The 18,776-nt window shown below is 61.1% G+C and carries 19 protein-coding genes; 5 read left to right on the top strand and 14 right to left on the bottom strand.

Translation table 11 applies throughout. The annotated features are described in order from the left end of the window. Positions 1–7 precede the first annotated feature (7 nt). The 7 genes from gltA to BJN45_RS15020 form a co-directional block, all read right to left on the bottom strand. Positions 8–1,306, bottom strand: a complete 1,299-nt coding sequence (gene gltA / locus BJN45_RS15050; RefSeq protein ID WP_076096653.1) for a citrate synthase — start codon at positions 1,304–1,306, stop codon at positions 8–10. Between the two features lie 64 nt (positions 1,307–1,370). Next, positions 1,371–1,637 carry a succinate dehydrogenase assembly factor 2 gene (locus tag BJN45_RS15045; protein ID WP_076096651.1) on the bottom strand — a complete coding sequence of 89 codons (267 nt, stop codon included), beginning with the start codon at positions 1,635–1,637 and terminating at the stop codon, positions 1,371–1,373. Then, positions 1,637–2,347, bottom strand: a complete 711-nt coding sequence (locus tag BJN45_RS15040) for a succinate dehydrogenase iron-sulfur subunit (protein WP_076096649.1) — start codon at positions 2,345–2,347, stop codon at positions 1,637–1,639. The genes BJN45_RS15045 and BJN45_RS15040 overlap by 1 nt, the downstream gene beginning before the upstream one ends. A 12-nt stretch (positions 2,348–2,359) precedes the next feature. Further along, positions 2,360–4,177, bottom strand: a complete 1,818-nt coding sequence (gene sdhA / locus BJN45_RS15035) for a succinate dehydrogenase flavoprotein subunit (protein ID WP_088179091.1) — start codon at positions 4,175–4,177, stop codon at positions 2,360–2,362. Further along, positions 4,147–4,494, bottom strand: coding sequence for a succinate dehydrogenase, hydrophobic membrane anchor protein (gene sdhD, locus BJN45_RS15030; RefSeq protein ID WP_076096645.1), 348 nt, complete (start codon positions 4,492–4,494; stop codon positions 4,147–4,149). Before sdhD ends, sdhA begins: the two co-directional genes overlap by 31 nt. Next, positions 4,491–4,880 carry a succinate dehydrogenase, cytochrome b556 subunit gene (gene sdhC, locus BJN45_RS15025; RefSeq protein WP_076096790.1) on the bottom strand — a complete coding sequence of 130 codons (390 nt, stop codon included), beginning with the start codon at positions 4,878–4,880 and terminating at the stop codon, positions 4,491–4,493. The genes sdhD and sdhC overlap by 4 nt, the downstream gene beginning before the upstream one ends. A gap of 136 nt (positions 4,881–5,016) precedes the next feature. After that, positions 5,017–5,772: a GntR family transcriptional regulator gene (locus tag BJN45_RS15020; protein ID WP_076096788.1), complete on the bottom strand. Its 756-nt coding sequence runs from the start codon at positions 5,770–5,772 to the stop codon at positions 5,017–5,019. A gap of 196 nt (positions 5,773–5,968) precedes the next feature. On the opposite strand from BJN45_RS15020, the gene BJN45_RS15015 reads away from it, so the two are divergent. From BJN45_RS15015 to BJN45_RS15005, 3 genes are all read left to right on the top strand, one after another. Continuing rightward, a complete protein-coding gene (locus BJN45_RS15015) occupies positions 5,969–6,961 on the top strand; it encodes a malate dehydrogenase (protein WP_076096643.1) in 993 nt (330 codons plus the stop codon). A gap of 70 nt (positions 6,962–7,031) precedes the next feature. After that, positions 7,032–8,015 carry an HpcH/HpaI aldolase/citrate lyase family protein gene (locus tag BJN45_RS15010; RefSeq protein WP_076096641.1) on the top strand — a complete coding sequence of 328 codons (984 nt, stop codon included), beginning with the start codon at positions 7,032–7,034 and terminating at the stop codon, positions 8,013–8,015. Next, positions 8,008–8,772 (top strand): tRNA pseudouridine(65) synthase TruC, encoded by a 765-nt coding sequence (locus BJN45_RS15005; protein ID WP_240494591.1) that lies wholly within the window; start codon positions 8,008–8,010, stop codon positions 8,770–8,772. The genes BJN45_RS15010 and BJN45_RS15005 overlap by 8 nt, the downstream gene beginning before the upstream one ends. Here the strand turns inward: BJN45_RS15005 and BJN45_RS15000 are convergent. The 4 genes from BJN45_RS15000 to BJN45_RS14985 all read right to left on the bottom strand — a co-directional run bounded on the left by BJN45_RS15000 (position 8,766) and on the right by BJN45_RS14985 (position 12,324). After that, the gene (locus BJN45_RS15000) at positions 8,766–9,206 is read right to left on the bottom strand and encodes a CBS domain-containing protein (RefSeq protein WP_076096639.1); all 441 of its coding nucleotides are present in this window, start codon (positions 9,204–9,206) and stop codon (positions 8,766–8,768) included. The genes BJN45_RS15005 and BJN45_RS15000 overlap by 7 nt on opposite strands. 121 nt (positions 9,207–9,327) lie before the next feature. Further along, complete coding sequence (locus BJN45_RS14995) at positions 9,328–9,696, bottom strand: hypothetical protein (protein ID WP_139326366.1); 369 nt, start codon at positions 9,694–9,696, stop codon at positions 9,328–9,330. 67 nt (positions 9,697–9,763) lie between these two features. After that, positions 9,764–10,921 (bottom strand): porin, encoded by a 1,158-nt coding sequence (locus BJN45_RS14990; protein WP_076096635.1) that lies wholly within the window; start codon positions 10,919–10,921, stop codon positions 9,764–9,766. A gap of 146 nt (positions 10,922–11,067) precedes the next feature. Then, positions 11,068–12,324 carry a nitronate monooxygenase gene (locus BJN45_RS14985; RefSeq protein ID WP_076096784.1) on the bottom strand — a complete coding sequence of 419 codons (1,257 nt, stop codon included), beginning with the start codon at positions 12,322–12,324 and terminating at the stop codon, positions 11,068–11,070. Between the two features lie 172 nt (positions 12,325–12,496). Here BJN45_RS14985 and BJN45_RS14980 point away from each other — a divergent pair, with 172 nt between their 5' ends. Continuing rightward, positions 12,497–13,654 (top strand): NnrS family protein, encoded by a 1,158-nt coding sequence (locus tag BJN45_RS14980; protein ID WP_076096634.1) that lies wholly within the window; start codon positions 12,497–12,499, stop codon positions 13,652–13,654. A 51-nt stretch (positions 13,655–13,705) separates the two neighbouring features. On the opposite strand, the gene BJN45_RS14975 is transcribed toward BJN45_RS14980, so the two are convergent. Then, positions 13,706–15,325 (bottom strand): AAA family ATPase, encoded by a 1,620-nt coding sequence (locus tag BJN45_RS14975; protein ID WP_205750604.1) that lies wholly within the window; start codon positions 15,323–15,325, stop codon positions 13,706–13,708. Between the two features lie 244 nt (positions 15,326–15,569). On the opposite strand from BJN45_RS14975, the gene rlmF reads away from it, so the two are divergent. Further along, a complete protein-coding gene (gene rlmF / locus BJN45_RS14970; protein WP_076096632.1) occupies positions 15,570–16,580 on the top strand; it encodes a 23S rRNA (adenine(1618)-N(6))-methyltransferase RlmF in 1,011 nt (336 codons plus the stop codon). Here the strand turns inward: rlmF and BJN45_RS14965 are convergent. Beyond that, positions 16,546–17,616, bottom strand: coding sequence for an ATP-binding protein (locus BJN45_RS14965; RefSeq protein WP_076096630.1), 1,071 nt, complete (start codon positions 17,614–17,616; stop codon positions 16,546–16,548). The genes rlmF and BJN45_RS14965 overlap by 35 nt on opposite strands. After that, positions 17,609–18,754 carry an FIST N-terminal domain-containing protein gene (locus tag BJN45_RS14960; RefSeq protein WP_088179090.1) on the bottom strand — a complete coding sequence of 382 codons (1,146 nt, stop codon included), beginning with the start codon at positions 18,752–18,754 and terminating at the stop codon, positions 17,609–17,611. Before BJN45_RS14960 ends, BJN45_RS14965 begins: the two co-directional genes overlap by 8 nt. Positions 18,755–18,776: the final 22 nt, after the last annotated feature.

The following is an 18,776-nucleotide window of genomic DNA, read 5'->3' as shown; positions in this document are numbered from 1 at the left end:
TCTTCTCTTAGCCGCGTTGGGCGAGCGGTACGACGTTGCGCTTGGCAGCGCCCATGTACAACTGACGCGGACGACCGATCTTGTATTCCGGATCGGAGATCATTTCTTCCCACTGCGTCATCCAGCCAACCGTACGGGCCAGCGCGAAGATGCAGGTGAACATCTCGGTCGGAATGCCGATCGCCTTCTGGACGATGCCAGAGTAGAAGTCGACGTTCGGGTAGAGCTTCTTCTCGACGAAGTACGGATCTTCCAGAGCGATCTTTTCCAGTTCCATGGCCAGCTTGAACAGACGATCGTTTTCCAAACCCAGTTCGCCCAGAACATCGTTGCACACCTTGCGCATCAGCTTGGCGCGCGGGTCGAAGTTCTTGTAGACACGGTGACCGAAGCCCATCAGTTTGAAGGAATCGTTCTTGTCCTTGGCGCGCTTGATGTACTCGCCAACCCGCGAAACGTCGCCGATTTCTTCCAGCATCTGTAGGCAGGCCTCGTTGGCGCCGCCGTGTGCCGGGCCCCACAGACAAGCGATACCAGCCGAGATGCAGGCGAACGGATTGGCACCCGACGAACCGGCCAGACGGACGGTCGAGGTCGAAGCGTTCTGCTCGTGATCGGCGTGCAGCGTGAAGATGGTGTCCAGTGCGTTGACTAGCACCGGGTTCGGCACGTACTTCTCGCACGGATTGCCGAACATCATGCGCATGAAGTTGGCGGTGTAGTCCAGTTCGTTGTCCGGGTACATGAACGGCGCACCGGTGTTGTACTTGTAGGCCATGGCGACGATCGTCGGCAACTTGGCAACGATGCGGTTGAAGCTGATGTTGCGGTGCTCGGCATCGGAGTAGTCCATGGCTTCGTGGTAGAAGGCGGACAGGGCGCCAACGACACCGACCATGACAGCCATCGGGTGCGCGTCACGACGGAAGCCGTTGTAGAAGCGGGTCAGCTGGTCATGCACCATCGTATGGCTCTTGATGGTGGTCTCAAACTTGACCTTCTGGTCGGCATTCGGCAGTTCGCCATTCTTCAGCAGGTAAGCCACTTCGAGGAAGTTGCAGTTTTCTGCCAGTTGTTCGATCGGATAGCCGCGGTACAGCAACTCGCCCTTGTCGCCATCGATGAAGGTAATCGTGGACTTGCAGCTGGCAGTCGACAGGAAGCCGGAATCGTAGGTGAACAGGCCAGTCTTGGCCCCCAGCGTACGAATATCGACACAGTCGTTGCCATGCGTCGGGGACATGATCTGGAAATCGACAGGTGCCTGCCCGTCGATTGTCAAAGTTGCCTTGCGTTCGGTCGTCATGGTTTCTTCCCTTTACAGGTGTTGGTTATCACTGCACTGCCAAAATACGGTCAACGTTACAAAGTTAATTCGCCAACCTTACTGAACACTTACGTAATTTTTCAACAACAGGCACGAATCGCGCCTCATCCTCATTGCACTCTTCCTTGCCGCTGATCAGATACCAGAGATCGTGGTCCTCCAGCGCCACCAGATCCACGAACGCCGCCTGCTCGTCCTCGGTCAACTGATCGAATCCATCATCAAGGAAACGCGTCAGCGTGATGTCGAGTTCCAGCAGGGCGCGCCGGATGCAACGCCAGCGCAGGCGTTCGTAGTCCTGGCGTTCCATCAGACGGCGCGACGAACCATCATGTCCTTGATCTTGCCGATGGCCTTGGTCGGGTTCAAACCCTTCGGGCACACGTCAACACAGTTCATGATGGTATGGCAACGGAACAGACGGTACGGGTCCTCGAGGTTATCGAGACGCTCGTTGGTCGCCTGATCGCGCGTATCGGCGATGAAACGGTAGGCAGCCAGCAGACCGGCCGGACCGACGAACTTGTCCGGATTCCACCAGAACGACGGGCACGAAGTCGAACAGCAGGCGCACAGGATGCACTCGTACAGACCATTCAGTTCTTCCCGGTCTTCCGGCGACTGCAGACGCTCGCGTTCAGGCGCCGGATCATTGTTGATCAGGTACGGCTTGATCGAGTGGTACTGCTTGAAGAACTGGGTCATGTCGACGATCAGGTCGCGGATGACCGGCAGGCCGGGCAGCGGACGCAGCACGATCGGCTGCTTCAGGTCGTCGATATTGGTCAGGCAGGCCAGACCGTTCTTGCCGTTGATGTTCATCGCATCGGAACCGCACACGCCTTCGCGGCAGGAACGACGGTAAGACAAGGTGTCGTCCTTGGCCTTCAGCGCGGTCAGCGCGTCCAGCAGCTTGCGGTCAGTCGGATCGAGCTCGACCGAGATGTCCTGCATGTACGGCGCGTCATCCTTGTCCGGATCGTAGCGATAGATACTGAATTGAACAATGCGTTTGCTCATTCTGGACTCCAATTAGTACGAGCGCGTCTTGAGCGCAACAGGCTCGACGGTCAGGGGTTGCATGTTCACCGGCTTGTAGCTGATCGAATTATCAACCGGAGAGAACAGCGTGTGCTTGAGCCATTCCTTGTCGTTGCGGCCGTTCGGGAATTCCGCGGTATCCGGCGCATCGTCGCGCACGTGGGCGCCACGCGATTCCTTGCGGGCTTCGGCGGACATCATCGTGGCCTTGGCGACTTCGATCAGGTTTTCCATTTCGAGGGCTTCGGTCCGTGCCGTATTCCAGGCCATGGACTTGTCCTTGATCTCGAGTTCGCGGGCAGCCTTTTCGACTTCGAGAATCTTCTCGACGCCCTGCTTCAGCATGTCGCCGAAACGGAACACGCCAGCGTGATCCTGCATCGTGCGCTGCATGGCCAGACGGGTCTCGTGCACGTTGGCACCACCCTTGCGATTGTCGATGGCGGAAATGCGGGCCAGCGATTTCTCTGCCGCATCCTTCGGCAGTGCGCGATGAGCGCGACCGGCCTTGAGATCCTCAACGGCGGAATCACCGGCCGACTTGCCGAAGACCAGCAGATCGAGCAGCGAATTGGTACCGAGACGATTGGCACCGTGCACCGAAGCACAGGCACATTCGCCACCGGCGTAGAAGCCCGGCACGACGGCATTCATGTCGCCACCCTGCGGCATCACGACACGGCCGGAGTAATGGGTCGGGATACCGCCCATCTGGTAGTGACAGGTCGGCACGACCGGCAGCGGCTCCTTCAGGCAATCGACACCGGCGAACTGCAAACCGATTTCGTGGATGCCCGGCAGGCGCTTCATGATGGTGGCCGGATCGAGGTGGGTGATGTCGAGCAGGACGTAGTCCTTGTTGACGCCACAGCCGCGGCCTTCCTTGATTTCGGTCGCCATGGCGCGCGAAACCACGTCGCGCGAAGCCAGATCCTTGGCGTTCGGCGCATAGCGCTCCATGAAGCGTTCCTTGCTGGAATTACGCAGGATGCCGCCTTCGCCGCGCACACCTTCGGTAATCAGCACGCCTGCACCGGCGACGCCAGTCGGGTGGAACTGCCAGAATTCCATGTCTTCGAGCGGGATGCCTGCACGCGCCGCCATACCCAGACCATCACCGGTGTTGATGAAGGCATTGGTCGAAGAGTAGAAGATACGGCCGGCACCGCCGGTAGCGAAAATCGTCGCCCGGCTGTGGAAGATCACAACCTGGCCGGTTTCCATTTCCATCGCGGTAACGCCGAGGACATGGCCTTCTTCGTCACGGATCAGGTCCAGCGCCATCCATTCAACGAAGAACTGGGTGTTGGCCTTGACGTTGCGCTGGTACATCGCGTGCAACATGGCGTGACCGGTACGGTCAGCGGCAGCACAGGAACGACGCACCGGCTTTTCGCCGAAGTTCGACATGTGACCGCCGAACGGACGCTGATAGATCTTGCCATCATCGGTACGGTCGAAAGGCATGCCGTAGTGTTCGAGCTCGACGACCACTTCGTTGGCCTTCTTGCACATGAATTCGATCGCGTCCTGGTCGCCGAGCCAGTCGGAACCCTTGACGGTATCGTACATGTGCCACGTCCAGTGATCTTCCTCGGAATTACCGAGGGACGCAGCAACACCGCCCTGCGCCGCAACGGTGTGCGAGCGGGTCGGAAAAACCTTGGAGAGCACGGCGGTTTTCAGGCCGGCTTCGGACAATTGGATTGCGGAACGCAGACCGGCGCCACCGGCACCGACGATGACCGCATCAAACTTGAGAACAGGAATACTCACGCTTACAGCCTCCAGAGAATCGCAGCAGCCCATGCGGTGTAGCCCACCAGCAGGGAAACGGTGACAACGTGCAGCGTCAGGCGCAGGCCGGTCGGCTTGACGTAATCCATCCACAGGTCACGCATGCCAATCCAGGCGTGGTAGAACAGGCTGACAAAGAACAGGAAGGTGAAGAACTTGATGACACCATTGGCGAACACACCCTGCCAGGCTTCGAAGGTCGACGGACGAACGACCAGCAGCACGACGGCAATCAGGACTGAATAAACAGCCATGATGATGGCGGTCGCACGCTGGGCGATCCAGTCCCTGAGGCCGTAATGGGCACCGACAACAATACGGTTGATCACAGCAGAACCCCCCACAGGATCAGGGTCAGCGGAATGCTGACAGCGAACACAACCGCCGCGGACTTGCCGGCGGCTTCCTTCTCGATACCGATGTGCATATCCAGCAACAGGAAGCGGATACCGGCACAGAAGTGATGCACGAAAGCCCAGAGCAGGCCGGCGAGGATCACTTTCACCGGCAGCATGCCGGCGACGGACTGGAAGCTTGCATAGCTTTCAGGGGACTCCAGGCTGGCACTGAAGAGCCAGAGCATTACAGGAAGACAGAGGAACAAGCCGGCACCGCTGACGCGATGCAGAATTGAAACCTTGCCGGGTAATGGCAACCTGATGGTCGTCAAGTCCAAATTTTTTGGACGTTTCTTCTTTATGGACATTTCTGCCATGAACGTCATCCCTCGCGTAAGAGTGCGGTTAACCGCTTGTACGTGGTTTGAAAAGAACCGTAATTATACAGTTAAAAAACGCCTGCAAAGCGCCACATGGCGTGCTTTCAAGACAAGTACGACAAACAGTTGACGATCAACCCAGATCGTTCCGGTAATAGTGATTCCTGGTGCAATAGAGACCTCGCCGCCACTCGACCGGCTTGTTGCCATAGGTATAGGCAGTCCGCTCGACCAGCAACAGCGGATCGCCAACCGCAACCCCCAGCAGGTCCGCACTCTCCGGATCAGCGGCAATGGCTCGCAGACGCTCTTCGGCATTGATCATGCGCACACCGAAATCACTTTCGAACAGACTATAGAGAGAACGCTCGCCGCCACGCAGGGCCTCCAGCGTCAGGCCGCTGAACAGATCGGCGGCCAGGTAGATCTGGTCGAAGACCACGGTTTCACCGGCAAAGCGCAACAGTCGCTTGACGTGGATTACCGGATCGCCTGGCTGCAGACCAAGCGCCGCGGCAACCTCCGGCGTGGCACTAACATTTTCGCAGTAAAACGGGTCGCTGGCCGAAGGCACGGCGACACCGTCGTCCGGCAACAGGCGGAGGAAACGGTAGAAGGAGCGCGGGTCGCTGTGTGTCGAGACGAAGGTGCCCTTGCCTTGCCGGCGAACCAGCAGATTCTCGGCTGCCATTTCATCAATGGCCTTGCGCACCGTCCCCTGGCTGACGTTGAAACGCTGCGCCAACTCTCCCTCGCTGGGAATCGCATCACCCGGCCCCCACTCACCGCGCTCTAGGCTGCCGATCAGGAAATCCTTGATCTGGCGATAGAGCGGACTGAAGGTTGGCGCGGTTGCGCGCGTTGCTGAACGATTTGCGTCACGGGTCATGGCTGCAGATTTCAGCATATTTCTTTATCAGCGTCCACGAAAAGTTGTCTTATATAAGACACATGATGAATTGACAGGGATACGCCGAACTTCTAACATCTTCGTCTCCGTTGCCGACCGACGCAAGGTAGCAAAAACGTCTGCATACGGTGCCATCGAATAATTCAACCAAGCTGTTTAAATACAGGAGCGATACATGTCCAAAGCCCCCATGCGCGTTGCCGTTACCGGCGCCGCCGGCCAGATCGGTTATAGCCTGCTGTTCCGCATTGCCTCCGGCGAAATGCTCGGCAAGGACCAGCCGGTCATTCTGCAGTTGCTCGACCTGCCGCAAGCCCAGAAGGCCGTGCAGGGCGTGATGATGGAACTCGACGACTGCGCCTTCCCGCTGCTCGCCGGCATGGTCGCTACCGATGATCCGAACGTCGCTTTCAAGGACGCCGATGTCTGCCTGCTGGTTGGCGCCCGTCCGCGCGGCCCCGGCATGGAACGCGCTGACCTGCTGACCGCCAACGGCGCGATCTTCACGGTCCAGGGCAAGGCCATTGCTGAAAACGCCAAGGAAGACGTCAAGGTTCTGGTCGTCGGCAATCCGTGCAACACCAACGCCTACATCGCCCGCTCCGCGGCGATCAAGGTTGGCCGCACCAACCCGAACAACTACCACGGCATGCTGCGCCTCGACCACAACCGCGCGCTGACCCAACTGGCCCAGAAGTCCGGCCGCCCGGTTTCCTCGCTGAAGCAACTGGTCGTCTGGGGCAACCACTCGCCGTCGATGTACGCCGACTACCGTTTCGTCACCTCCAACGGCGACAACGTCAAGGGCCTGATCAACGACGCAGCCTGGAACAATGACGTGTTCCTGCCGACCGTCGGCAAGCGCGGCGCCGCCATCATCGACGCCCGTGGCCTGTCGTCTGCCGCTTCCGCTGCAAACGCCGCCATCGACCACGTCCGCGACTGGCACCTCGGTTCTTCCGAGTGGGTCACGATGGGCATTCCGGCCCCAGCCGACAACGGCTACGGCATTCCGGAAGGCCTGGTCTTCGGCCTGCCTTGCGAATGCAAGAACGGCACCTTCACGCTGATCAAGGGCCTGGAAATCGACGAATACTCCAAGGGCAAGATCGCGATCACCCTGAAGGAACTGGAAGACGAGCGCGCTGCCGTCGCCAGCATGCTGTAATCAGCTTTCAGCTGTCACGCAAGGCCGCGGTAAAATACCGCGGCCTTTTTTATTTTCGACGACGACATTCATGCGCCATCCCAAGCACGTCCTGTTCGCGGGCGAAAAGCCCTTCCCCGTCCTGCCCGCGGTCGACCATTACGCCGGCTCGGAAAAGCTGATGAAGAAGGCCCTGCAGTTGCAGAAGGAACTGGGGCCGATCTTCGACATCACCTGCGATTGCGAAGATGGCGCCCATGCCGGCGCCGAGCGCGAACACGCCGAGATGGCCGCCGCCGTGATCATGTCCGACGACAACCTGTTCAACCGGGTCGGCGCCCGCGTGCATGACGTGACCCACGCGCACTGGCGCCACGACATGGAAATCCTGGTCGGCATTGCCGGCAACCGCCTGCCCTTCATCACGCTGCCCAAGCCGTGCAGCGTCGGCGACGTGCAGACGCAGATCGAGACGCTGCGTGAAATCGAGCGTCATTTCGGTGTCGACCGCAGGATTCCGGTGCATGTGCTGATCGAAACCCACGGCGCCTTGCGCGAAGTCTGGGAGATCGCCGCCCTGCCCGGCGTCGAGTCGCTCGACTTCGGCCTGATGGATTTCGTTTCCGGCCACCACGGCGCGATCCCCGGCAGCGCGATGAAGAGCCCCGGCCAGTTCGACCATCCGCTGGTCGCCCGGGCCAAGTGCGAGATCAGCGCCGCCGCGCTGGCCAACGGCGTCGTGCCCTCGCACAACGTCACTACCGAACTGAAGGACATCGACTACATCCGCAACGACGCGCTGCGCGCCCGCCGCGAATTCGGTTACCTGCGCATGTGGAGCATTCACCCGAACCAGATCCTGCCGATCGTCGAAGCGATGCGCCCGGACTTTTCGGAAGTCCAGGCTGCGGCGGAAATCCTGATCGCCGCCCAGGACACCGACTGGGGTCCGACCCAGCACGCCGGCAAGCTACACGACCGCGCGTCCTACCGCTATTACTGGGAACTGCTCGACCGCGCCCACGTCACCGGCATGGAACTCCCGCCTGCCGCCAGGGAACGGTTTTTTGCCTGAAATCGTCGTCGACCGCAGCATCGGCGATGAAGCGCCGCTGCCCATCCTGTACCGCGACGAGTACATCGTCGTCATCGACAAACCGGCCAACCTGCTCGTTCATCGCTCGGAAATCGACCGCCACGAAACGCGCTTCGCGATCCAGATCCTGCGCGACCAGATCGGGCAGAAAGTATGGCCAGCGCACCGACTCGACCGCGGTACTTCCGGCGTGCTGCTGTTCGGTCTGAGCGCCGAAATCGCCAGCGTGCTCGGTCGCCAGTTCGCCGACGGCAGCGTCGGCAAGCGTTATCTGGCGGTCGTGCGCGGCCATCCGCCGGCAAGCGGCAGCATCGATCATGCGCTGACGCGCCAGCGCGACGACTACGAATTCCAGGGCGAACGCAGCAGTCAGGAAGCACAACCGGCGCTGACGCACTTCCGCCGGTTGGCGACGGTCGAACTACCGGTGATGGTCGAGCGCTACCCGAGCAGCCGCTACGCGCTGCTCGAACTGACACCGGTGACCGGGCGCAAGCACCAGCTGCGCCGCCACCTCAAGCACATCGCGCATCCGATCATCGGCGACGCAACCTACGGCAAGGGCCGGCACAACCGTTTCTTCGCCGAACAACTGGCTTGCCACCGCTTGCTGCTGGCGTGCACGCACCTGACCTTCCGCCATCCGGCAAACCATCAACCGATTGCGGTCGACGTACGACCAGGCGGCGAATTCGCCGCCCTGCTCGACCGCTTCGGCTGGACCGGGGCTCAGTAACCGATCACGCTTTCCAGCGCCTCCATGCGCTTGATATCCTGCTCCACCTCGAGCATGTCCTGGCCCAACGCATCGCGCGCCGAGACCATGCCGATCGCCCGGCCCTCGGCATCGACCACCGGCACGTGACGGAAACCGCCCTCGGACATCATGTGCAACGCATGCGACAGCGGCTTGTCGTCACGAATGCACAGCGGGTCGGCGACCATCACCTGTGCCACCAGTGTCTTGTCCGGGTCCAGCGTCGCAGCCAGCACCTTGTTCAGGGCATCGCGCTCGGTAAAGATGCCGACAGTCTTCAGACCTTCGACCACCAGCAGGGCACCGATCCGCTTTTCCGCCATCAGGCGGCAGGCGGCACGTACGGTCATTTCCTTGCTCGCAGTGATCAACGGACGATCGGCGAGAATGTTGCGAATCATTCTTCTGGGCATGATTTGTCTCCTTGTCGTTATCGGGTCAGGCAATCGTTTTGCGAACGCCAAGCGACAGCCTGCCAGCCGTATATTGTGTTTTTATGACCCGGACTGCAAGCATCCGGACAACAGCGACAACTCAGGGCTTGAGTTCGTAGACCACGCGCACCCGCGCATCGGCGCGCGACAGCTCGACAAAGCCGATACCGCCCGGGCGGGCGGCTACCCATTTCAGCACTTCCTCGGTCGACTCCAGACGCGGTGGCGCCTGCATGCGCCCGGTAAAAATCTGGCGCGACCAGTAGGCATTGATTTCGGAGAGATCCTTGCCGACCAGCGTCTTGTAGAACTGCAGACGCTTCGGATGGCTATCCTCAAGATCCACCGGCATTGCCTCCAGACCATTGAAGAACTGGCGATTCCGACCAAAGAAAACGTTGATCACTTCATTGCGGGTCATCGCCGCAACACCGCTGCGGGCATTGACCACGACTACCAGCTCGGCCATCACTGCCCCGCTACCGAGGCAACCGAGACACAGCATGAGAAGTTTCAGGAAGCGCCGGATCATGCGTTCAGAAGACGAAATCCAGACTCATCGAAAAGACATCCATTCTTCCGTCCCAGCGATTCAGGTCATCCTGACGATACGGAAAGAGCGAGGAACTGTCGCCGCGAATGCCATCCCACTGAGCCTTGAGTGCAACGTTGCGCGCCAGGTCCCAGCGCACACCCGCGAAGACTGTTTTCTGGTCGGAGTGGGAATCGGCAACGATCCGCGCCGCAATCGGGCTGGCCGGCGGCGCCTGCTTCTTCGAGCGCACACGCGAGTAACCAAGATAGGGCGTCCATTCGCCCAGACGATAACCGAGCAGCAAATAGCCGGCATCGGAATCCTCCAGCGCCCGGGTGCCCTGGTCGATGTGGTTGAGCATCAACTGGGCCTGCAGCGGCCCCTTGTCGTACACCACGCCAAACGAGTAGTAATGGGTTCGGGTATTGCGCGTTTCCAGGAAGCGGGCATCGGCCTGACTGAAGACGATGCCGTACTCCTTCAGCAACACCGGCGCCAGCGGCAGGTCATGTTCGAAGCGGATATTGGCGTAGCTGCCCCGGACCTGCCAGGGACCGGACTGGTACTCCAGGTAGCCACCCAGCATCGGCGACCCCTTGATGTTCCAAAGCTCGTCGGAAAGCGGGATGTCGCCGCGCGACAAGCCATAGAACAACTTGCCCCGGACCACGCCTTCGCCCGCCGGCAAGGTCAGCGCGGCATCGGCGCCGTGGATGCTGTAGAACGGCAGGTACCAGAAATAATCACCGGGCGGCCGGACGGTGAGGAAGGAATAGCCGACCCAGCGTGAATCGGCGAGCATGAAGAACTCGGTACCCAGGCGACCGGCACGCAGGCTGAGATTTGGCGTCGGCTCGTACTTGACGAACGCCCAGGCCACTTCCGGCCTGAAGCTACGATCGTAACGATAACGGCTGACCCCCTGGGCCACCACCTGCCATTGCGGTGTGATCCGCCAGTTGGCCTGCAAACCGAGCACACTGTCGGTTTTTGCCGTCCATTCATCGGTAGCGCCACGTGCCTGCGAGAGATCGCGAACGAATTCGACGTGATCGGTATCGGTGCGCACCGCCCCCAGCGTACCAAAACCATTTACGGTGAATGTCTGACCCGAATCCGCCTGCGCTGGCAGGTTGAAAAGCAGGCTGGCGAACAGCACGGAGATGAATTTCCCCGCCCGTCCGCAAACCGGATGTCGAACACTGCGTGAATGCGTAGGCATGCCTGGTGTTGGATCGTTACCCCGATCGGTGACCGGGCGCTTGGCGTTGAAGGGAGCGGACCGGCATGACCGGCCGCGGGAAATCAGCCCTGGACAGCCTCCGGCAAGGCGATCTTCTGATCGGTGCTGAACTGGTAATCCTTGAAGATGTGTTCGGCACTCAACATCTGGTAACTGCCGTCCGCCAGCTTGTTGGTCGTGTCCTTGAGCCGCCAGGTCAGTTGACCGCAGGTCCAGATTTCGAAATTGCGCATGTGCGTGCACAGGCAGGTCTTGTCCATCACCTTGACCTTGCGCGCTTCCGGATGCAGCGCGACCTCGCGGTTGTACGAGGAAATGTAGGCGCACTTGCCGTTGGCGTCGAGCAGGTAGCCGTAGGCCTCGCAGTTCGGGCGGATGCCATCGCCGATGCCGGGGCTGGATTTGATCATGCGCATCGGGTAGCCGGTCGGCGAGATCTGGTTGACCTCGATGTCGTCCTCGCTGGCCTTGAAGTATTCCTGCTTGGCGGCATCGGGCAGGCCGCACTCGTCGGCAACGGTGAACCGCGTCGCCACCTGGACGGCGGCAGCGCCGGCTTCCAGGAACTGCGCCGCGTCGGTGCCGGTAAAGATGCCGCCGGCCGGGATCACCGGGATATCGAGATGTTCGTCCTTCAGGTACTGCATCACCTCGGCAACGATGGTCGCCAGGTCGTACTGCGCCCAGTCCATGCCGAAGCCGAGGTGGCCGCCGGCGAGCGGCCCTTCGACAACGATGTAATCGGGCATGCGGTTGGTGCGTGCGCTTTTCTTCAGGAACAGCTGCAGCGCACGGACCGACGAGACGATGATGCCGATCTTGGCATCGCGGAAACGCGGGTGGTCCTCGATCAGACCCAGCGAACCGAGATGCAGGCCGGCAGCCAGCGTGATACCGTCGATGCCGGCATCGAGCGCGGCCGACATGCGGACCTTGAGGGTCTCGCGCGGCGCATTCATGGTCAGCTTTTCCATGCAGTTGATGAAGACCATGCCGCTGCCCTGCTTGCGCGCCATCGTTGCTTCGACGTGCAGGCGGGTCGCTTCCGCGAGGCGGCCAAGGTCGAACTTGACCGAAGATTTGTCCTCGTTGAGGACGTTGTACTTGTACAGTGCGAGCTTTTCCTTGACGTGCTTGGTTTCGTAACGCCGGTCGGAGACCGTGTTGATCATCGCATCGGAAATATGGCCGACACCGCCCAGACGCGCCGCCTCCAGCGCCAGGTCAGCCGTCGAGATATCGACACCCATGCCGCCGATCATGATCGGAACCAGCTCGTGCTTGCCAAAACGCAAGCGGAAGTCATCCACACGCTTCATCATTATCCTTAATAAACCAGCCCGGTCTTGGCCTCTCTCCTTGCCCGGGCAAGAATGCGATTTTACGCCATTCCCCCTGCTCCTGCGCGCCACCATGGGATAAATCAAATTCCGCCCCCTGCACACTTGGTAAAGTTGCGACGTTTTCACCCCACGAACCCGGAAAAAAATCATGTCCCATGCACGCCATCCCCTGTGGCTGGTCGGCTTCCGCCCCTTCTTCCTGCTGGCCTGCCTGGCCGGTGCGTTGCTGCCGCTGATCTGGGCGTTGCTTTTTTCCGGCGTCGGGTCGTTGACCGCAAGTCCGGTCGATGCGCTGCGCTGGCACGCCCATGAAATGTTCTTCGGTTTCGGCTGGGCGGTGCTCGGCGGCTTCCTGCTGACCTCGACCAAGAACTGGGTGAACATCCGCGGCCACCACGGCGACGCGCTCGCCTTCCTCGCCGCCGCCTGGCTGTTCGAACGCTTCGGCATGGCCTATGGCGGCAGTTGGCCGACAGCGCTGTTCCTGCTGTCGAACAATCTCTTCCTCGGCAGCATCGTCGCCATGCTGCTATGGACATTGATCCGCCACCGCGCGCAGGACAGCTACCGCGACAACCTCTTCTTCATCGTGTTGCTGCCGATCTTCATCGTCGCCAAGCAACTGATGCTGCACGGCGATTTCGCCGCCGGCAGCGACATGGTGCTGGCGCTCTTCCGCCTTGCCTTCCTGGTCATGCTCGAACGCACGCTGACACCGTTCATGAAGGGTGCCTTCCAGGTGCAGATCCTGCGCCAGCCGCGACTGGACATGCCGATCAAGCTGCTCGGCCTGATCCTGGTCGGCGGCTTCCTGCTGCCAGCCGCACTGACCGGCGCGCTGTCGCTGGCGCTGGCACTACTGCTGCTGGTCCGCTTCGTCTTCTGGAAACCGCAACTGGCGTTCCGCCGCATCGACATCGGCATCATGTACGTCGGTTATCTGGCCATCGTCGGCCAGTTGCTGCTGGTCGCGCTGGCGCAGGTGGCCGATCCCGGATGGGTCGGCTCGGTAGCCACCCATCTGTTCACCTTCGGCGCGATGGGCTGCATCATCCCAGCGATGATCGTGCGCATCGCCAACGGCCACACCGGCAGAAAAGTCGTGTTTTCGCCGGTCGACCGCGGAATCCTGTACATCATGCTGGCCGCGCTGGTGATCCGCATCGTCATCCCGCAATTCGCCCCCGGCCTGTACCTGGCCTGCATCCATGCTGCCGCGACCTGCTGGCTGCTGGCCTTCAGCCTGCTCGGCTGGCGCTACATCCCGATGCTGCTGAAGCCACGCATCGACGGCCGCGAGCACTGATCGGAGGTTAGCGGCAGGAAAACTTTCTTCAGCCCGGCTTTCGCATTTTCACTAAGACACTTGCTCCAACGCCCGGAACATCGAGCAGCGCCGGAACACCTCCTCCGTCGGCGGTAGCTGTTTCTGGCTACAGTACTTGGCGACCAGCTTGGCCAGGCCCTTGATGTCGCGCCCTGACGCCTGCGGGAAGATGTCCGGCAGGCGGTCGAGCAGGTCGGCCTGGATGGTCAGCCCGAACTGCTCGGCCATGACGCCCCATATCTTTCTGCGGTCGACGCGCTCCGGCGGGTAAAAACGGATCAGCGCGATGCAGCGCGAGACGATGGCTTCGTCGATGTCATCCACCCGGTTGGTGGTCAGGAACAGCAGGCCGTTGAAGTATTCGAGCACACGCAGGAACACGCCGACGACGGCATTCATCGTGATGTTGTCGTCGCGCCGCTTGATGTACACATCAGCCTCGTCGATCAGCATCACCGCGCCCCACCGCTGGGCGCGGGTCAGCACTTCCTTCAGCGATTTTTCCATTTCCGCGACGTTCAGACCGAGCTGGCCGGAGTGCACGCGGTACAGCGGGCGGCGGATGATTTCCGAGTAAACCTCGGCGGTCAGCGTCTTGCCGACGCCCGGTGGCCCGGCGCAGAGCACCGTCGTACCGCCCGATTTGCCGGCGACGATGTCGTCCATCAGTACGTCCATCTCGGCGGTCAGGATGTCGATCAGGTCGGTCTGCTCGGGCGGCAGCACCAGCTTGTACTTGAGTTCCGGCTGGTAGGCGTACGGTTCGATGTCGTCCACATGCACCCAGACGTAGTGATGCAGATCAAGGTGGAACATCAGGATGTAGAAATGCACCGGAAGTTCGGTGAACAAGCCCTTGGCGATGCCGTCGCGGGTTTCCTCGACTTCGCTTTCCTCCTTGCCCGACAAGCGCGCGTTGCGGGCGACGCGGCGCACGAACTTGGCCAGGATGTCGCCGCTGGCATCGAGCGCCAGCAAGCGCTCGCCGAGGATGCTTTCGTCGTTGACCAGGCGCGCCGGGCTGCCGGTCGACGACAGGATGATCTGGTCCTTGCGCGAATAATCGGTGTCACGGTGCGTCGCCGTCGGGTTCTCGGCGAACCAGCCGGTGCCGCTACCGGAAAACTGCGCACCGTACTGCGCGCGCCAGTCGAAATAGCGCGCCGCGGCTTCGTCGTAGCTCGCCAGCAGCGCCGGCGTTTCCTTGACGTAGCCCTTGCTGGCGAGGATTTCCGGGATCGTCCGGCCGGCGATGTCGGGCCCGGCGATACGCACGGTAACCATGGCCATCCGGGCGCGCGAATTGGCTTTCAGTTCGACAAAGATCTTGCCACTTTCCTCTTCCGACGGCGGCGTGTAATCAAGCCGCGTCACCACCCAGGCCAGCGGCTTGCCAGTGATCGCCGCCGAGAACACCCAGCCGCGCGTGGCGTCTTCGGCCAGATACCGGGCGATGGCCGGCACCGCCATTTCAAGTTCTTCAGCTTCGAAACGCTTGCCGCCCTCGGCGAACGCACTGCGCAAGGTGGCAATCTGCGCCGCACGTGCGCGCAACTCGGCGTCGCCGGCGGCGTACAGCGCCTGCAGCAAATCGAGTTCAGCAGCTTCAAGTTGCGGGAAAGCGAGTTCGACACGATTGCCGAAACGCAACTACTCGCGCACGAAGTCGAGGCGCGGAAAAGCCTGCAGCATCGTTTCGATGTGCGGCCGGTCGATCTGCAGCTTCATGGGCTGCCTCCCTGTTGACTGAACAGGGAAAGGACTAGCCAGTTTCGTGCCTTGCGGTCGACCGCGCCAAATCATTAAAAATCAATCGATTGGCGCAAACCGGCATTGTCGTGCTTGCGACAGGCTTTCGTGGGACAATCCCGTCCCCGCAGAAGGAAGGACAGCCATGCACCCGCGCAACAAGAACGCCAACGGCTACGATCTGGCCGCACTGACCGCCACCTCGGCCGCGCTGGCGAAGCACATCAGGACCACGCCGGCCGGCAAGGCCAGCATCGATTTCGCCAACCCGACGGCGGTCAAGATGCTGAACCGGGCGATCCTGATGCATCACTACGGCGTCAAGGGCTGGGACATTCCCGAAGGCTACCTGTGCCCGCCGATTCCCGGCCGCGCTGATTACCTGCACAGCGTCGCCGACCTGCTGGCCACCTGCAACAAGAAGAACATCCCGGCCGGCCCCGGCGTGCGCGTGCTCGATATCGGCACTGGCGCCAATCTCGTCTACCCGCTGATCGGCCATGCCGAATACGGCTGGTCCTTCCTCGGCGTTGATATCGACGAAGCCGCGCTGGCCAACGCCCAGGGCATTTTGACGAAGAATCCGGAGTTGACCGCAGACATCGAACTCCGCCACCAGACCGTCTGGGAAAACATCTTCACCGGCCTGCTGCGCACCGGCGAAAGCTTCGACCTGTCGATCTGCAACCCGCCCTTCCACAATTCGCCGGACGAAGTGTTGGCCGTCAGCCAGCGCAAATGGAACAACCTCGGCAAGCCGGGCGCAAAAAAAGGCAGCGCCCAGCCGCGCCTCAATTTCGGCGGTGGCGGCACCGAGCTGTGGTGCAACGGCGGCGAACGCGCCTTCGTCAAACTGATGATCGAGCAGAGCTGCAACATCCCGAAGCGCGTGCTGTGGTTCACCAGCCTGCTGTCACAGGGCGACAACCTGCCGCACATCGAAGCGGCGCTGAAGAAAGCCAAGGTCGTCGAATCGCGCATCATCCCGATGGCGCAGGGCCAGAAGCAAAGCCGGCTGATCGCCTGGACCTTCTGCGCCAACGGCGAACGCGAAAAATGGCGGCGCGAACGCTGGTCGTCGGCGCCGGCTTTCGGTACCGCCGAGCCGGCAGCCGACGCGTCTACACCACCCGCCGAACCGGCAGACGAATCGTAAACGTAGAGCCCTGCCCCGGCACGCTATCGACCTCGATGCGACCGCCGTGTTTTTCGACGATGCCGTAGGTCACCGACAAACCCAGCCCTGTTCCCTTGCCCACCGGCTTGGTGGTGAAGAAGGGATCGAAGATCCGGTCCAGGAGTTCGGGCGGAATGCCGCTCCCGGTATCGCACACGCTGATCGCGACATGATCACCGTCACGGCGCGTCCGCAGCGTGATGGTGCCGCGTTGCTCAATCGCCTGCGCGGCGTTGACCAGCAGGTTCAGGAATACCTGGTTCAGTTGCGACGGCAGACAGTCGATCTCCGGCAAGTCGCCGTAATCGCGTTCGACCTCGGCCTTGTACTTGATTTCGTTCCAGACCACGTTGAGCGTACTTTCCAGACCGGCATGCACATCGACGGTATGCCATTCCGAATCCCCGGCCCGGGAAAAATCCCGCAAATCCTGAACGATGCGCCGGACACGCGACGTGCCGTCGATCGACTCGGCGATCAACGCCGGCATGTCTTCGCGCACGAAGGGCAGATCAATCCTGGCCTTGAGCGCCTTGATCTGCTCGCCGGCGATCGCTGACAGTTCCGGTTCCAGGCGCTCATACGCAGCGTTCAGTTCTAGCAGGTCGGCGACGTATTTTTTCAGTGTGCACAGATTGGAATTCACGAAGCCGATCGGATTATTCACTTCGTGCGCCACGCCTGCCGCCAACTGGCCGATGGAAGCCAGCTTCTCGGATTGCAGCAACTGGTTGTGCGCCTCTTCCAGCTGCCTGATCAGCGCACGCTGCTCCTCGCGCTCCCGCGTCAGGTCGCGATTGATGCGCTCATTCTCGCGCAGGGCGGCTTCCAGCTCGGCGGTACGGCGACGCACCTGGTTTTCCAGCATCACCGCATTCTGGAACAGGCCGAAATTACCCTGCCGGGTACCGGCCTCGCGTTCGGCATGATTCATCAGCGCAGTAACGATCTTGTTCAGGCGGACGATTTCCGCCTGCAGTTCGGCCTCGTTGCCGGACACCGTCAGCTCAGCCAAGATCCGCCCCCGTGCTGCCGATGGCGATGCCGGTGAGGGTCTGATTGATATGTACGCCGCCGAGCTGCTCGCCGTAGGTGCTGAAGCCGAGCGCATGAAAGCGCTGGAACAGCTCACCTACTGCCGCTTTCTTGCCGTTGCGGGAAATTTCCAGGTTGCGCAGGATGCAGTCGCAGACCAGCATGCCCTCGATGCCGCCGAGTTCTCGCTCCGCCTCGACAAACTCCGCTTCCATCCTGGCCAGCAGATCGACGCCATGCGCCACGCGCAAGACAACACCTTCGTCGATCGCACAAAAGAAAGTCAGGCTGCCGTCCGGATTGGCGTGCTGGATCGAGCGGACGAAATCGCTGCCGTCGATCATCACGACCACCGGCCAGCTGGCGAAATGCTCCGGCGTCAGCTGCCCGGGTGCCACACCAACCAGCCGCGCATACTCCTGAACCGCTGACCGGCCATTGATTTCCCGCACGATACGCCGCGCCGCATCGACCTCGGTGACGACCAGGCGCTCGCCGTCGGCAACGAAATGCTGGCTGCGCAGGATGCGGAAGGGCAGCGGCGTGGACAGCAGCAACAGCACCGCACTGTCGGTATGGAAGCGACCTTCGTGAAATATCCAGGTGCTCTGGAATTTCAGATCGTCGCCGGCCGAGCCACCGAACATCGGCACCGCCCCCAACCCGTCCTGCAAGGCGTGGGTCACCGGCTCCTCGCGCAAGGACAAGCCGTCGATCAACAACAGCCCGAAAGCGCTACCGCCCTGCTGGCGTGCTTCAAGACGTTCCAGGACGCCCTCGGCAAAAGCTCGGCCAGTGGCAATTTCAAAACTGTTCAGGGCATCGATACGGCCGGTTTCGGCAGTAAATGCCTGCGCCGAGAAGCTGACCCCGACCAGCGAATGATTCAGATAGCCGGCCGGTCCGATTTCACCGGCAGACGTACAGCCAATCACCGGCACCCCGGCAAAGCGGCGGTTCATTTCATCGGCCAGCGCATCGAGATCGTAATTCGATGAACAGAAAAACAGGACCAGCGCCAACTCCGGCTGTGCCACCTGTTCGTAAAGCTCCGCCACCGCGGCCCTCGCCTCGGCTGCATCCGAATGTCCCCGGTGCATGTATTTTGCCGTTTTCATTGTCGTCTCCCCCTGCATGTGA

This window comes from Azonexus hydrophilus, from assembly GCF_001956855.1.
In the GTDB taxonomy this organism is placed as follows: Bacteria; Pseudomonadota; Gammaproteobacteria; order Burkholderiales; family Rhodocyclaceae; genus Azonexus; species Azonexus hydrophilus_A.
Note: the sequence above shows the minus strand (reverse complement) of the source record. Positions and strands in the feature narration are given on the sequence as shown.